This is a genomic window from Kaistia adipata DSM 17808 (assembly GCF_000423225.1).
Lineage (GTDB): Bacteria > Pseudomonadota > Alphaproteobacteria > Rhizobiales > Kaistiaceae > Kaistia > Kaistia adipata.
In genome coordinates, this window is sequence record NZ_AUHO01000011.1 from 1 (window position 1) to 13870 (window position 13870).

At 67.2% G+C, this 13870-nt stretch carries 14 protein-coding genes; 6 read left to right on the forward strand and 8 right to left on the reverse strand.

What is annotated here, in order from left to right; genetic code table 11:
• Positions 1 to 274: 274 nt before the first annotated feature.
• The 4 genes from G539_RS24525 to G539_RS0111600 are packed head-to-tail and all read right to left on the reverse strand — an operon-like array spanning position 275 to position 3485.
• The gene (locus tag G539_RS24525; protein WP_051231320.1) at positions 275 to 1237 is read right to left on the reverse strand and encodes an alpha/beta hydrolase; all 963 of its coding nucleotides are present in this window, start codon (positions 1235 to 1237) and stop codon (positions 275 to 277) included.
• Positions 1224 to 1862: an RraA family protein gene (locus tag G539_RS0111590; protein WP_245576873.1), complete on the reverse strand. Its 639-nt coding sequence runs from the start codon at positions 1860 to 1862 to the stop codon at positions 1224 to 1226. Before G539_RS0111590 ends, G539_RS24525 begins: the two co-directional genes overlap by 14 nt.
• Positions 1863 to 1902: 40 nt before the next feature.
• Positions 1903 to 3111: a UxaA family hydrolase gene (locus G539_RS0111595; RefSeq protein ID WP_051231321.1), complete on the reverse strand. Its 1209-nt coding sequence runs from the start codon at positions 3109 to 3111 to the stop codon at positions 1903 to 1905.
• Positions 3108 to 3485: a UxaA family hydrolase gene (locus tag G539_RS0111600; RefSeq protein WP_084639958.1), complete on the reverse strand. Its 378-nt coding sequence runs from the start codon at positions 3483 to 3485 to the stop codon at positions 3108 to 3110. Before G539_RS0111600 ends, G539_RS0111595 begins: the two co-directional genes overlap by 4 nt.
• 119 nt (positions 3486 to 3604) lie before the next feature.
• On the opposite strand from G539_RS0111600, the gene G539_RS24530 reads away from it, so the two are divergent.
• From G539_RS24530 to G539_RS0111620, 4 genes are all read left to right on the forward strand, one after another.
• Positions 3605 to 4285, forward strand: coding sequence for a GntR family transcriptional regulator (locus G539_RS24530; protein ID WP_051231323.1), 681 nt, complete (start codon positions 3605 to 3607; stop codon positions 4283 to 4285).
• Positions 4286 to 4409: 124 nt separating this feature from the next.
• Complete coding sequence (locus G539_RS0111610; protein WP_029075352.1) at positions 4410 to 5426, forward strand: sugar ABC transporter substrate-binding protein; 1017 nt, start codon at positions 4410 to 4412, stop codon at positions 5424 to 5426.
• A gap of 152 nt (positions 5427 to 5578) precedes the next feature.
• On the forward strand, positions 5579 to 7090 hold the full coding sequence (locus tag G539_RS0111615; RefSeq protein WP_029075353.1) for a sugar ABC transporter ATP-binding protein: 1512 nt from the start codon (positions 5579 to 5581) through the stop codon (positions 7088 to 7090).
• Positions 7087 to 8112: an ABC transporter permease gene (locus tag G539_RS0111620; protein WP_029075354.1), complete on the forward strand. Its 1026-nt coding sequence runs from the start codon at positions 7087 to 7089 to the stop codon at positions 8110 to 8112. The genes G539_RS0111615 and G539_RS0111620 overlap by 4 nt, the downstream gene beginning before the upstream one ends.
• 73 nt (positions 8113 to 8185) lie before the next feature.
• On the opposite strand, the gene G539_RS0111625 is transcribed toward G539_RS0111620, so the two are convergent.
• Complete coding sequence (locus tag G539_RS0111625; protein WP_156911941.1) at positions 8186 to 9055, reverse strand: hypothetical protein; 870 nt, start codon at positions 9053 to 9055, stop codon at positions 8186 to 8188.
• Positions 9056 to 9902: 847 nt separating this feature from the next.
• On the opposite strand from G539_RS0111625, the gene G539_RS0111630 reads away from it, so the two are divergent.
• Positions 9903 to 11129 (forward strand): porin, encoded by a 1227-nt coding sequence (locus tag G539_RS0111630; RefSeq protein WP_084639959.1) that lies wholly within the window; start codon positions 9903 to 9905, stop codon positions 11127 to 11129.
• Between the two features lie 52 nt (positions 11130 to 11181).
• Here G539_RS0111630 and G539_RS0111635 read toward each other — a convergent pair whose 3' ends face one another.
• Positions 11182 to 11490 (reverse strand): hypothetical protein, encoded by a 309-nt coding sequence (locus tag G539_RS0111635; RefSeq protein ID WP_029075357.1) that lies wholly within the window; start codon positions 11488 to 11490, stop codon positions 11182 to 11184.
• A gap of 251 nt (positions 11491 to 11741) precedes the next feature.
• On the opposite strand from G539_RS0111635, the gene G539_RS0111640 reads away from it, so the two are divergent.
• Positions 11742 to 11999: a YjhX family toxin gene (locus tag G539_RS0111640; RefSeq protein ID WP_029075358.1), complete on the forward strand. Its 258-nt coding sequence runs from the start codon at positions 11742 to 11744 to the stop codon at positions 11997 to 11999.
• A 54-nt stretch (positions 12000 to 12053) separates the two neighbouring features.
• On the opposite strand, the gene G539_RS0111645 is transcribed toward G539_RS0111640, so the two are convergent.
• Both G539_RS0111645 and gatA read right to left on the reverse strand, forming a co-directional pair.
• Positions 12054 to 12359: a chorismate mutase gene (locus G539_RS0111645; protein WP_029075359.1), complete on the reverse strand. Its 306-nt coding sequence runs from the start codon at positions 12357 to 12359 to the stop codon at positions 12054 to 12056.
• A 7-nt stretch (positions 12360 to 12366) separates the two neighbouring features.
• Positions 12367 to 13848 carry an Asp-tRNA(Asn)/Glu-tRNA(Gln) amidotransferase subunit GatA gene (gene gatA / locus G539_RS0111650; RefSeq protein ID WP_029075360.1) on the reverse strand — a complete coding sequence of 494 codons (1482 nt, stop codon included), beginning with the start codon at positions 13846 to 13848 and terminating at the stop codon, positions 12367 to 12369.
• Positions 13849 to 13870: the final 22 nt, after the last annotated feature.

The following is a 13870-nucleotide window of genomic DNA, read 5'->3' on the forward strand; positions in this document are numbered from 1 at the left end:
CACGCTTGGCTGATGATCGCCTGCATCAAACTCCTCGTCAGGCGCCTCAGCCAAGCCCGATGTTGAATTATGGGCCGGATTCTGAGGTGCCCGGCAAGGCCGGGCCTCGAAGGAGAGTCCAGGGAACACCGTGATCTGGATCGCGGCAGGGCGTCGTCGGCAAGCCGATAGTGCCCCGCTGGATCCTCCTTCGAGGCTTCGCTGACGCGAAGCACCGCAGGATGATGGCAGAGGGTATCCCGTCGGCCCGAACGGCTCGGTGCCTTGGCCGCCCCTACGCCACCGACTCCATCCACTCGGCCACCGCCTCATAGGTGGCGATCGTGGCCGGCGGCGGGTTCGGCACGCCGATGAAGCCGTGATTGACGCCCTGGACGTGCCTGTGGGTCACGGCCACGCCCGCCGCCGCGAGGCGGGCGGCGAACAGGGCGCCGTCCTGCGCCAGCACGTCATAGGCCGCCGTCACCACCAGCGTCGGCGGCAACGCCTTGAGATCGGCGAGGTCGGCGGCGAGCGGCGAGCAGCGTGGGTCGTTCCAGCTGTCGGGATCCGGCGCGTAGAGGTCGCGGAACCAGAGCATATCGGCGGTCGACAGGCCGGCGCTGCCGTCGCCGAAGGCCCGATAGGATTCGCCGACGCCGATCGCCGTCATGTCGGTGACGGGATAGAACGCGATCAGGCCGGCGGGCTGGCGCCCGCGTTCGCCGGTCCCCGGCAGCACGGCGGCGATCGCCAGCGTCGCGCCGGCGCTGTCGCCGGCCACGAAGACGCGCTCGGGATCGGCGCCGAGGCCCGCGGCGCGCGCGAGGAGATCAGCGAGCGCCGCGTCGGCGTCCGCCGGACCGGCGGGAAAGGGATGCTCGGGCGCCAGGCGATAGTTGACCGAGACGACGATCGCGCCCGATGCGATGGCGAGACGGCGGGCATTGCGGTCATGCGTATCGTAGCTGCCAAGCACGAAGCCGCCGCCGTGGAAATAGACGATCAGCGGCGCCGAGGCGGCGACGTTGGGTCGATAGAGCCGCGCGCGCAGCGGACCAGCCGCGCCCGCGACCTCGATCGCCTCGACCACAACCACTTCCGGCATGCGGTCCGGATTCGCCTGCATTTCCTCGAACATCGCCTTGGCAATTTCGGGCCCGACATCGGGGAAGGCGGGCCGGGCGCGCCGGGCGGCGACGCCTTCCGCCAGCAGCGGATGCAGCGGTTCAGTCGGGGTCAGATCAGAACTTGCCATATTTCAGATAGGCCTCTTGAGGGTCCGTGCCCGCGAGGATGGCGGTCCGGACCCGGTTTTCCGTTGCAATCGCCGTCTCGGCCCGCTCGACCACTTCCGCGAGATGCTCCGCCGGAATGCGGACCAGCCCATCGCGGTCGCCCAGGAAGTAGTCACCCGGCCGGATGGCGATGCCGCCGATCTCGATCGGAACCTCGGTCGCGACCGGCAGCCAGTGGCCGACAATATCACGCGGGGTAAAGCCCCGGCACCAGATCTGGAAGCCCATTTCCAGCAGGAAATTCACGTCGCGGGCAAAGCCGTCGACGATGCAGCCGCGCACGCCCTTGTTCTTCAGCGTCTCGGCCGAGAGCTCGCCCATATGCGCCACGACCCGGTCGTTCGGCTGCGACACCCAGATCGAGCCGGCCGGCGCCTTGGAAAGCAGCCCCGTCCAAGCGAGCAGCGTCTCGTGACCGTCCGCCTTGGGATCGGCCCGGCCCTCGATGGTGAAGGCGGGGCCCGCCATGGCGCGCTCCGGCAGGATCGGCCGCAGTTCGGCCGGCAGCGTGAAGTCACGCAGGCCCATGGCGCGCATGACGTCGTGCACGACGCCGGTGTAACACGCCTCGAGGCGCGCGGTCATATCGGTCAAAGCATCCTCCCTGATGTGCTCGATTGCCCCGTCAGACCGGCAGGCAGGCTGGCCCGATCGGCTCGAAGCTCTTGTAGCCAAGAACGAATTCCTGGTGCGCCAGTTCCTCGGACTTGGTGCGCCCGCCCTGGCCGAGTCCGACCACGAGATCGTGGATCTCCCGCCCGACGGCGTCGAGGCTGGCCTTGCCCTCGATGATCCGCCCGGCGTCGACATCCATGTCGTCCTCCATCCGCCGGTAGGTCTCGGGATTGGCGCAGATCTTCACCACCGGCGAGATCGCGGAGCCAACGACCGAGCCGCGCCCGGTGACGAACAGCACGGCATGGCTGCCGCAGGCGATCAGCTCGGCGATCTCGGCATTGTCGTTGATGTTCGGAAAGCCGAATCGCACCTCGCCATCCGGCACGACGTCGAGCAGGTAGAGCCCGCCATGCGGCGGCACGTCGCCGGGCTTGATCAGACCCGAGATCGGCGAGGCGCCGGATTTCGCGTAGGCGCCCATCGACTTCTCCTCGATGGTCGTGAGCCCGCCCTCGGCATTGCCGGCGGCGAACGAGCCATAGCCGAGCGTCGCGTAGTAGCGCGCCGCCTTGGCGACGGATTGTTCCAGGATCGCTCCCAGCTCCGGCGTCACGGCCCGCGCGGCCATGATGTGCTCGCAGCCGATCAGCTCGCCCGTTTCCTCGAAGATGCAGGCGGCGCCCTCGGCGACGAACATGTCGAAGGCGCGCCCGGCGGCGGGATTGCCGGAAATGCCGGACGTGCCGTCGGAACCGCCGCAGACCGTGCCGATGACGAGCTCGCTCGGATCCATCGGAACCGTCGGCGCGGCATCGAGCAGGGCGCGCTGCTCGGCGACGAAGGCCCTGCCCTCGTCCATCGATTTGCGCGTGCCGCCGGTCGCCTGGATGACGATCGTCTTCACCGGTCGGCCGCTCTCGCGCACCACGCGCTCCAGCGCGTATTTGTTGAAGCTCTCGCAGCCGAGCGAGATCAAGAGCACCGCGCCGACATTCGGGTGGGTGCAGAGCCGTTCCATCATCCGCTCGGCATAGGCATTCGGGTAGCAGCCCGGAAAGCCGATGACATGGACGTCGTGTTCGCGAAACGGGATCGCGATCTCGCGCGCGACATGGTGGGCGCATTCGACGAGATAGGCGACGACGACGGTGTTGCGGATGCCCTTGCGGCCGTCGCTGCGCAGCCAGCCCTGCATGGTCGAGCCTTGCATGGTCATGCCCGTCCCTCCTTGCCGCCGGCCGCGTCCATCAGATGATAGGTCGGCGTATAGTCGCTCTTCACATTGTGGACGTGCACCGGCGCCCCGGCCGCGATCGCCTTGGTCGCGGTGCCGATCGGCGCGCCGTATTTGACGATCTTCTCGCCGGCCCGAATCGGCCGCCGCGCCAGCTTGTGGCCGAGCGGCAGGTCGGCGGCGAGCGTCACCGTCGTGCCCTCGACCGCGACGGCTTCACCCGCCCGGATCCGGGAACGCGCCACCAGCACGTTGTCGGCCTCCGACAGCAGCAGCAGGCGCGCATCGCTGCGCTCGCCGCCATCGGAGGGCTGTCCGCCAAGTTGTTGCAAAGGCTCATGATCAGGAAGCGGCATGGCAATCGGGCTCTGCTCAAATATCCGTCTCTCGATAACCGAGCTACCGGATCGGACGACCAAAAGAAACAAAAAATTTTTTATTGCGAGCGGGCCAGATACACGCTTATCGTTGCGGCATGCCCAAACTGAAGCGCGCCACACTCGCAGAGCAGGCCTATGAGGAGTTGCGGAGCCAGATCGTCTCCGGACGCCTGGCGGCCGGACAACGCCTGCTGGCCGATCAGCTCGCCGGCGAGCTGATGATCAGCCAGACGCCGGTCAAGGAAGCGCTCGCCATGCTGGCGCGGGACGGCCTGATCGAGGGTGCCTCGCGCCGCGCCTCCGTGGTGCGGCGGTTCACGCCGGAGGTTATCCGCGAGATCTTCGAGGCGCGCATGCTGGTCGAGCTCGACGCGCTCGGACGCGGCATCGCCGCCGGCCGGGCGACGCCGGAATTCGTCGCCAATCTGCGCGCCATCTTCGACGCGCACATGGCCGAGGTCGCCAAGCAGAACAGCGAGGCGCTGGCCGAGGCCATCCGCCTCGACCGCGAGTTCCACGAGCTGATCGTCCAGCTCGGCGCCAACGAGACGATCGCCAGCTGGCACAAGGTCATCCAGCGCCAGACCCAGACGATCCGCAATTTCACGCTCAAGAACTACACGCTGGAGCGGACGCGGCAGGAGCATTCCGCGATCGTCGAGGCGCTGGCGAAGGGCGAAGCCGAACAGGCCGTCGCCGCGCTCCGGGCGCATCTGCTCGCGAGCCGCGATGCCATGATGTCGCGCGCACCGGAGGATTTTCCAGTCCGCGCCTGAGGGCGGACGCCAGACGGTCTAGCGCGATGTCGGAGGAGGACGTCGCCGCGGGAACGAGGCCGCCGGAACAACCGGTCGCTCCCCGGCACGGGACTGCGTGACTGAACCAGTGGGAGGAAACCACATGAAGATGCTGAAAAAGACCGCCCCGATCCTGGGCGCGGCACTTCTGGCGACGATGATAGGGGCGGGCGGCGCCAAGGCGGATGGCGAGAAGGTGGCGGTCGACCTGACCACCCTCACCTCGCCGTTCTGGACCTCCTACAACCGCTACATCGTCGAGGAGGCGAAGAAGCAGGGCGTCGAGCTGCTCGAGCCGTTCAACTCCGAGTTCGACACGGCCAAGCAGATCACCGGCGTGCAGAACGCGCTGTCGCTCGGCGCCAAGGGCATCATCTTCTCGCCGTTCGAATCCGCCGCCGCCGGCTCCGTGCTGAAGGCGGCCGAGAAGGCCGGCGCCAAGGTCGTCGCCGTCGACGTCGCCCCCGACAACGGCCCCGTGGCGATCGTCGTGCGCGCCAACAACCTCGCCTATGGCGAGAAGGCCTGCAAGTTCATCGGCGACAACGTCAAGGAAGGCCCGGTCGTCCAGATCATGGGCGACCAGGCCTCGATCAACGGGCGCGACCGCGGCAACGGTTTTCGCGAGTGCATCACCAAGAACTATCCGAAGCTGAAGCTGCTCGAGATCCCGACCAAGGCGTGGTCGGGTGAAGATGCCGCCGCCGGCCTCGACGCGCTGCTCAACGCGCAGCCCGACCTGAAGGCGATCTACATGCACGCGGGCGGCGTGTTCCTGGCACCGACGCTGCAGACGCTGAAGCGCAAGAACATGCTGAAGCCGGCCGGCGAGGAAGGCCACATCGTCATCGTCTCGAACGACGGCATCCCGCAGGAGTTCGACGCGATCCGCAAGGGCGAGATCGACGCCACCGTCTCGCAGCCGGCCGATCTCTACGCGAAATACGGCATCCAGTACCTGAAGGACGCGATCAACGGGAAGACCTTCGCGCCCGGCCCGACCGACCACGACAGCAACATCGTCGAGGTTCGCCCGGGCGTGCTGGAGGACCAGCTCGCGGCCCCGCTCGTGACCAAGGAAAACGTCGACGACAAGGCCTTCTGGGGCAACCAGCTCTAGCAGCATCGAAAGGTTCGGGAAGTGCCGCTTCCCGAACCTTTTCAGGAACTTGCGGTCAGCCCCTGACGCAAAGGATCGGCGCGAGCGCCGATCCGCCTCAGCTCCGGAGAATTCGATGCCCCTTCATTCCTCCCACCACCGGCGAGGCAGCCATGCCGTCGACTGATCCCGCGGTCCCGATCGTCGAGGCGCGCGGCGTCTCCAAGCGCTACGGGCCGACCACCGCCCTGCACGAGGCGCACATCAAGGTGTTCGCGGGCGAGTCGCACGCGCTCGTCGGCCGCAACGGCGCCGGCAAGTCGACGCTGGTCGGCATCCTGACCGGCCTGCGCGCGCCGGATTCGGGCGAGGTGCTGTTCTCGGGCGAGCCCGCGCCGGCGATCGCCGACCGCGAAGGCTGGCGCCGCCACGTCGCCTGCGTCTATCAGCATTCGACCATCATCCCCGACCTGACCGTCGCGGAGAACCTGTTCATCAACCGCCATCCGACCGAGCACGGCTTCATCAGCTGGTCGACGCTGCGCCGCCGGGCGCGCGCGCTGCTCGACCAATGGGGCGTTGCCGTCTCGGAGGATGCCCGCGCCGGCGATCTCAAGATCGAGGCACGCCAGCTGGTCGAGATCGCCCGCGCGCTTTCCTATGGCGCCCGCTTCATCATCCTCGACGAGCCGACCGCCCAGCTCGACGGCGAGGAGATCAAGCGTCTCTTCGTCCGCATCCGCGAGCTGCAGTCGGCCGGCGTGACCTTCCTGTTCATCTCGCACCACCTGCAGGAGGTCTACGAGATCTGCCAGACGGTCACCGTGCTGCGCGACGCCCGCCACATCATCACCGCGCCCGTCGCCGACCTGCCCAAGGACCGGCTGATCGAGGCGATGACGGGCGAGCATGCCAGCCTCGCCGTCGCCGACGCGGCCGGGCGCACGGTGCCCGCCGACGCGGCCGTCGCGCTCGAGATCGACAATCTCTCCGGCGAAGACTTCGACAAGGTGAGCTTCACCATCCGCCGTGGCGAGGTGGTCGGCCTCTCCGGTCCGACCGGCGGCGGCCGCATCGGTCTCGCCGAGGCGGTGGCCGGCCTCGCGCCCTATTCCGGCGGCGCGATCCGCATCGACAGGAAGACCCTGCCCTCGGGCGACGTCAGCGCGGCGCTCGAACTCGGCGTCGGCTGCGTGCCGAAGAGCCGGCACGACCAGGGCCTCGTGCTGTCGCAATCCGTCGCCGACAACGCGACCATGACCGTGAACCGCCACATGGGCCCGCTCGGCTTCATCGCGCCGAAGCGCCGCGCCGAGCTGACGAACCGGACGATCCAGTCGCTCGGCATCGTCACGCAGGGCCCGGACCAGCTCGTCTCCGGCCTCTCCGGCGGCAACCAGCAGAAGGTCGTGATGGGCCGGGCGCTCGCCAACGAGCCCTCCGTGCTGGTGCTGATGGATCCAACCGCCGGCGTCGACGTCAAATCGAAGGAGGCGCTGCTCACCGTGGTCGAGCGAATGCGGCAGGAGGGCAAGGCGATCCTCGTCGTCAGCGGCGAGATCGAGGATCTGAAGACCTGTGACCGCGTGCTGGTGATGCGGCACGGATCGGTCGTCGCGGAACACAAGGCAGGCTGGAGCGACAACGCGCTCGTCGCCTCCATCGAAGGGATCGAGCTCGCATGAACACGCATCAATCCGCCACGGCCGCGACGACCCTGGCCAGCCCCGCCAAGCCGGCCGCGCGCCGGTCGAGGATCCGCCTGCACGACCTGGCCCTGCTGCCGGCGCTGGTGATCCTGATCATCATCGGCGCCTTCATCAGCCCGGCGTTCCTGACCCACGGCAACATCAACACCATCCTGACCTCCTCCGCCGCGCTGGCGCTGGTGGTACTGGCCGAGTCGTTGATCATCATCACCGGCAAGTTCGACCTGTCGCTCGAATCGACGGCCGGCTTCGCGCCGGCGATCGGCGCCCTGCTCGTGCTGCCGGTCGCCAATAACGGCTTCGGCGTCGAACTGCCGACCTTCGTCGGCATCCTGATCGTGCTCGGCGTCGGCGCGCTGATCGGCCTGGTCAACGGCATCCTCGTCGTGCGCTTCACGCTAAACGCCTTCATCGTGACGCTGGCCATGCTGATCATCCTGCGCGGCATGCTGGTCGGCGCCACCAGCGGTCGGACGCTGTTCGACCTGCCGGACGCCTTCTACGCGCTGATGATCATCACGATCCTCGGCCTGCCGCTCGCGGTCTGGCTCGCGGCGCTCGCCTTCGCCATCGCCGCCATCATGCTGCGCTATCACCGGCTCGGCCGCGCGCTCTACGCGATCGGCGGCAATCCGGAGGCGGCGCGCGCCGCCGGCATCCGCGTCGAGCGCATCACCATCGGCGTCTACATATTGGCGGGCATCCTGGCGGCGATCGGCGGGCTGGTGATTACCGGTTATGTCGGCGCGATCAGCGCCAACCAGGGCAACGGCATGATCTTCACCGTCTTCGCCGCCGCCGTGATCGGTGGCATCTCGCTCGACGGCGGCCGCGGCACCATGTTCGGCGCGCTCACCGGCGTGCTGCTTCTCGGCGTCGTGCAGAACCTGCTGACGCTGGCGCAGGTGCCGTCCTTCTGGATCCAGGCGATCTACGGCGCGATCATCCTCGGCGCCCTGATGGTGGCCCGGCTCGCCTCCGGCAAGGCGCAGACCTGATGCCGAATCCGGAATGAGGAAGCCGCCGCGCGGAGGCGCGGCGGCTTCTCCTTCTCCTGCAACCAATGAATCGTCAGATCCGGCGCGCCAGCTTGCAGAGCTGCACGAGGTCGGTGTCGAACGACATCGGATCGCGCAGGATTGTCGGGCACTTGCGCGCCAGGGCCCGACGCTCGCCACCGCTCAGGCTGCTGTCGGAAACCGAGGTCGGCCCATCCGGATTGCCAGGGCCGCCCGGATTGCCAGGACCGCCGGGATTGGTGGCGACGCGGCTGCTGCACGATCCGCCGACGCTCAGGCAGAGATTGAGCAGGCTGGCCTGGTTGAGCAGCTGCAGCCTCGTATCGATCAGGCCGAGCAGCTTGCTGCGATCGCCCGTGCCGCAGCCCGAACCGCCGCCGGCATTGACGCAGACCTTGGCCAGCTCCTTGTTGGAGAGCACCGCGGCCTTGGCGTTGATCCCGCCGATCAGGTTCGACGTGACCCTGGCGTCGGCGACACCGTTCTTGCCGAGCACCTTGGCGGTTACCTTGGTGCCGCCCTTGCCGCCGCAATCCGCGCCGACATTGACGCAGACATTGGCGAGTTGGTCCTTCGGCAGGAGCTTCAGCCGCGCATCGACCAGCTTGATCACGTCCTCGCGTTGCCCGCCGCAGCTCGCCGCGCCGCCGACTCCGAGACAGAGCCGGACCAGCTCGCGCTTCGACAACACGTCGAGCCGCGCGTCGATGCCGGACAGTAGCGTCGATTTCGGCGTGCTCTGCAGCGCGTTTCCGCTCGGCGCCGTGCCGTCGCCCGCTCCGGTCAGGCCGCCGGTCACGCTGCCGACCGTGCCGCCAACGGAATTGCCGAGGCTGCTGACGGTCCCGCCGAGCGCGCCGCCCGTCTTGCTGACCGTGTTGCCGAGGCCGCCGCCGACAGTATTGCCGACAGCACCGGTCACCCCGGTCACCGTATTGCCCACGGCCCCGGTCACGCCGCTGACTACGCCGCCCAGCTCTCCGGCATGGGCGGGAACCAACATCGTTCCGACCAGAAAGACCAAAGATATAGAGGTCCGCCGAAATCCTATCATGAAGCCCTCCATCCAATAGAATTCAGATCCGATACCCCCCAGGCGCAGAATGCTTCAGCGTGAAGAGAGTTCCACGCCCCTGCTCTGAGAAAATCTCCAGGAACCTCGGATTAGGATCTTGTCGGACGCCGTTTCCGTCAGATTGGCGGAGCTTATATTTCGACATTCAGATCAACCAGATCTCACGGCCTCGTGAAATCCCGTGAAGCCTCCCCGCCGGCGGGATGATGAGTGCAGACCGGTCGCCAATCTCGATCGCCGCCTGGGGACAGGATCACGACGGCAGGACCAGGTCTCGGCTCCGACTGGACTTCCCTCCAGCGGCGTCACCACACAAATGACGTCTATCGAAAGCCAACAGAACTTCTTCTATGGACACCCCTTTCCAAGTTTAATTCACAAAACTATTGTGGGTATCAATTATGAATTGCCGGCTCATTACATTTTAGACCGAGACATTTGAGCAACCCACGAAGTACATAAAACTGTAATACTGGAATTCGACCTGATTCCAGATTGCAGTTCATCCTGCCATGGCTAGGTTGCGCCTGCCGGTCGCGAGGGGTCGCGGCCGGTGTCGTCGACGGACACGGGGTGGTTCCGGACGACCATCAGGAATGGGGGCAGCGGACGCATCGCCTGGCCGGCCGGATCTGCGGATCGCGCCGCGCGCCAACGAAGCCGCTCGCCAAGCTCCCGAATTGGAAGGTCAGAAATGACGTTTAAATCTCTGTTTCTCGGCTCTGCGGCCGCGATGATCCTCGTCGGATCGGCCCAGGCTGCCGACCTCACCGTCGCCGAGCCGGTCGACTACGTGAAGGTCTGCGACGCCTTCGGCAAGGGCTTCTTCTACTCGCCCGGCACCGACACCTGCATCAAGGTCGGCGGCTATGTGAAGTTCATCACCTCGTTCGGCGACAGTGACTTCGACGCCTTCAACAAGCACTACCCGGAGAGCAACTGGGGCAACTTCGTCTCCGAAGCCTCGATCCAGCTGACCGGCGCGTCGATCACCGAATACGGCAACCTGACCGGCTTCCTCGACTTCCGCGCCAAGACCGGCAACTCGCCCGGCACCGGCCAGACGGCCACCGACTACATCAACGAGTCGACCAAGTCGGCCTATGTCGACTCGGCCTATCTGCAGTTCGGCCCGCTCAAGGCCGGCTACTTCGACTCGCTGTTCGACTTCGGCCAGGGCTTCAACGACAAGGGCATGTTCGCGTCGGACACCAAGACCGACCACATCGAACTGTCCTACGCCGTGAACGGCTTCGGTCTTGCCATCTCGCTCGAGGATCCGCGCGATCGCGACGCAGTCGGCGACCGTCATGGTTTCGGCGGCAACAGCAACATGCCGGACATCGTCGGTGCGGTGACCTACGAAGCCGGTATCTTCAAGACCAAGATCGCCGGCGCCTATTTCAAGCACGCGATCGACATCGACCCGATCAACACCCGCTGGGATCCGAAGGACGGCTACGCTGTCGGCGGCATCGTCGAATTCGCGCTCGACAGCCTGTCGAAGGGTGACAAGCTGCAGCTCTCGGCGAGCTACGCCCAGAACGGCAACTCCTTCACCGGCATCACCGGCGGCACCTCGGTCGCCGGCTACACCACCGGCACGGCCGCCGGCGGCAAGGGCCTCGACACCATTCCGGGCGACAGCTGGAGCGCGTTCGCGTCCTACAAGCACGTCTGGACCGATCGCGTCTGGTCGTCGCTCAGCGCCGGCTACGCCCATTTCGAGGGCACGGCCGACTACAGCAATTGGGCCGACCGCGAGTTCGACGCCATGCGCGTCGGCGCCACCGTCAGCTTCAAGCCGGTCTCCGGCCTCGAGCTGCTGGCCGACGCCGCCTACAACAAGGTCGACTCCGACACCTCCGCGATCGACGGCGACGCCTGGGCGACCACGTTCTGGCTGAAGCGCTCCTGGTAATCGGATAGGGCACCTCGCCCGATCCCGCCCGGCGGAGCGATCCGCCGGGCCCTCAGCTCGGCATCAGCGCGAACAGGATCGCCGCCCGCTCCCTGTCGAGATCACCCTCCCCCGCCGGCTGGCCGGCGCGGCCATACCAGTAACGGGCATTCCAGTCGTCGCCCTCGATGCGATGGATATGGGCGTGCACCCAGGCGCCGGCCCGGCTCGCATCGTCTTGGACGAGCGCATGCGCCGCCTCCCAGTCGCCCTTCTCCAGATGCCACAGCGCCGCGAGCGGCGCCGCCAGCCCTTCCGGCGGCCGTGTCCCCACGAGCGACGCTCGAAATCCCGCGATGTCGGTGGCGTCTTTCCCCGTCATGATCCTCCCCTCCCTGCGTGGCACGGCGGCAACGCCGACCGCCCGTTCGACGGCGCAGATGGCGACCGGCCTTGCCGCCGCGGCATGATACATCTATGAACGCTGCCGTTCCGTAGGAGTTTGGATGTTCCGCTCGCTTGAGTCCCGGTGATTCCCTGCCCCCGTTAGGCAGGGCTTGAAGTCCGCGCGCGTCGTCGCTGCGCGGCCCGCTTTGTTGCGGCTTCAATCACCGACATCCGGACCAACGATCGATGAACGTCTCGAAACTCGAGCAGCGCATCCTGCATGCGCTCGCCCAGGGCGCGACCATCCGCCATCACAAGAATGAAGAAGGCCGCCTCGTCGCGGTCGACTGCTCCACCCGCGAGGGCTGGATCCTGAGCGACTGCACGCTGGATCTGTTCCTGCGCCTGAAGCGCCGGCGCCTGATCGCCTCGAAGGGCGGCGCGCCCTACCACATCACGCGAGCGGGGCTGGACGCCGTGCGCGCGCAGCTGAACAACCGCTGAAACGAAAAAGGCCGGCGGACTTCCGTCCGCCGGCCTTTGAGCCTTGCCCGGCAACTATTGCCCGAGCCGCGCGGCGATCGTCCGCCGCTCATAGTCGATGTTCCACTCGATCAGCTTGCGCCAGAGATCGCGCGCGAGTTCCTCGTCGAGCCCGGCGGTCACAGCGGCGACGGCGACCCGGTCGAGCACCTCGTCGACCCGTTCCGGCACCAGCGCCTCGTCCGGCGAGGACTTGATCTCCGCCATCCGGCGCACATAGCCGAACCGCTCCGCCAGAAGCGCCACCAGCTCGCCGTCGAGCCTGTCGATCTCGGTGCGGATATGGGCCTTGGTGGTGCAGTCGGCCGGCGTACGCGTCATGACGGCGTCACCACCACTTGGCCGGCGAGAAGCGGCCGGCGGCGTCTTCGACGACCTGGCCGAGGCGGAACAGGGTCTCTTCCTCGAACGGCCGGCCGATCAGCTGCAGGCCGAGCGGCAGCTTCGCCTTGTCGAGTCCGGCCGGCACGGCGAGGCCCGGCAGGCCGGCCATGTTCACCGTCACGGTGAAGATGTCGTTCAGGTACATCTCGACCGGCGAGGCCGTCGCCATTTCGGCGAGACCGAAGGCGGCGGACGGCGTCGCCGGCGTCAGCACGGCATCGACGCCGGCCGCGAAGGCGAGGTCGAAATCGCGCTTGATCAGCGTGCGGATCTTCTGCGCGCGGACGTAATAGGCATCGTAATAGCCGGCCGACAGCACATAGGTGCCGATCAGGATGCGGCGCTTCACCTCTCGGCCGAAACCGGCCGAGCGCGTATTCTCGTAGAGCGAGGCGATATCCTCGCCCGGCACGCGCAGGCCGTAGCGGACGCCGTCATAGCGCGCCAGGTTGGACGAAGCCTCGGCCGGCGCCACGATGTAATAGGCCGGCAGCGCGTATTTCGTGTGCGGCAGCGAGATATCGACGATCTCGGCGCCGGCATCCTTGAGCCAGGCGATGCCCTGCTGCCAGAGCGCCTCGATCTCTTCCGACATGCCGTCGAGGCGGTATTCGCGCGGGATTCCGATGCGCAGGCCCTTCACCGACTGGCCGACCGCGCCCTCGTAATTGCCAACCGGGAGGTCGACCGAGGTCGTGTCCTTGTCGTCGACGGAGGCCATCGACTTCAGCAGGATGGCGGCATCGCGCACGGTGCGGGCGATCGGGCCGGCCTGGTCGAGCGACGAGGCGAAGGCGACGGTGCCCCAGCGCGAGCAGCGGCCATAGGTCGGCTTGATGCCGACGGTGCCGGTGAAGGCGGCCGGCTGGCGGATCGAGCCGCCCGTGTCGGTTGCGGTCGCGCCGGCGCAAAGGCGCGCGGCCACCGCGGCGGCCGAACCGCCCGACGAGCCGCCCGGCACCAGCTGGGCGTTCGAGCCCTCGCGGCGCCAGGGATTGACCACCGGACCGTAATAGGACGTCTCGTTCGACGAGCCCATGGCGAACTCGTCCATGTTGAGCTTGCCAAGCATGACCGCGCCATCGTTCCAGAGATTGGCGGTCACCGTCGATTCATAGCGCGGCTTGAAATTGTCGAGGATGTGCGACGCGGCCTGGGTATGCACGCCCTCGGTCGCGAACAGGTCCTTGATGCCGAGCGGCACGCCCTCGAGCGCGCGGCCCTCGCCCTTCGCCAGCCGCTCGTCCGAGGCGGCCGCCATGGCGAGCGCCTGGTCCGGCGTCTCGTGCACATAGGCGTTGAGCGAACGCGCCGCTTCCATCGCGGAGAGGTACGCCTGGGTCAGTTCCGTCGCGGAAAAGGCCTTGGCCGACAATCCGTCGCGGATCTCGGCAATGGTCAGGCTGGTCAGGTCTGTCGAAGACATCGGCATCTCGAAGGTCAGGAGG

What these genes read in the sequence shown, in the direction of transcription:
- G539_RS24525 (WP_051231320.1), bottom strand. Translation starts at nt 1,237, where the DNA reads ATGGCAAGTTCTGATCTGACCCCGACTGAACCGCTGCATCCGCTGCTG.
- G539_RS0111590 (WP_245576873.1), bottom strand. Translation starts at nt 1,862, where the DNA reads ATGACCGCGCGCCTCGAGGCGTGTTACACCGGCGTCGTGCACGACGTC.
- G539_RS0111595 (WP_051231321.1), bottom strand. Translation starts at nt 3,111, where the DNA reads ATGACCATGCAAGGCTCGACCATGCAGGGCTGGCTGCGCAGCGACGGC.
- G539_RS0111600 (WP_084639958.1), bottom strand. Translation starts at nt 3,485, where the DNA reads ATGCCGCTTCCTGATCATGAGCCTTTGCAACAACTTGGCGGACAGCCC.
- G539_RS24530 (WP_051231323.1), top strand. Translation starts at nt 3,605, where the DNA reads ATGCCCAAACTGAAGCGCGCCACACTCGCAGAGCAGGCCTATGAGGAG.
- G539_RS0111610 (WP_029075352.1), top strand. Translation starts at nt 4,410, where the DNA reads ATGAAGATGCTGAAAAAGACCGCCCCGATCCTGGGCGCGGCACTTCTG.
- G539_RS0111615 (WP_029075353.1), top strand. Translation starts at nt 5,579, where the DNA reads ATGCCGTCGACTGATCCCGCGGTCCCGATCGTCGAGGCGCGCGGCGTC.
- G539_RS0111620 (WP_029075354.1), top strand. Translation starts at nt 7,087, where the DNA reads ATGAACACGCATCAATCCGCCACGGCCGCGACGACCCTGGCCAGCCCC.
- G539_RS0111630 (WP_084639959.1), top strand. Translation starts at nt 9,903, where the DNA reads ATGACGTTTAAATCTCTGTTTCTCGGCTCTGCGGCCGCGATGATCCTC.
- G539_RS0111635 (WP_029075357.1), bottom strand. Translation starts at nt 11,490, where the DNA reads ATGACGGGGAAAGACGCCACCGACATCGCGGGATTTCGAGCGTCGCTC.
- G539_RS0111640 (WP_029075358.1), top strand. Translation starts at nt 11,742, where the DNA reads ATGAACGTCTCGAAACTCGAGCAGCGCATCCTGCATGCGCTCGCCCAG.
- G539_RS0111645 (WP_029075359.1), bottom strand. Translation starts at nt 12,359, where the DNA reads ATGACGCGTACGCCGGCCGACTGCACCACCAAGGCCCATATCCGCACC.
- gatA (WP_029075360.1), bottom strand. Translation starts at nt 13,848, where the DNA reads ATGTCTTCGACAGACCTGACCAGCCTGACCATTGCCGAGATCCGCGAC.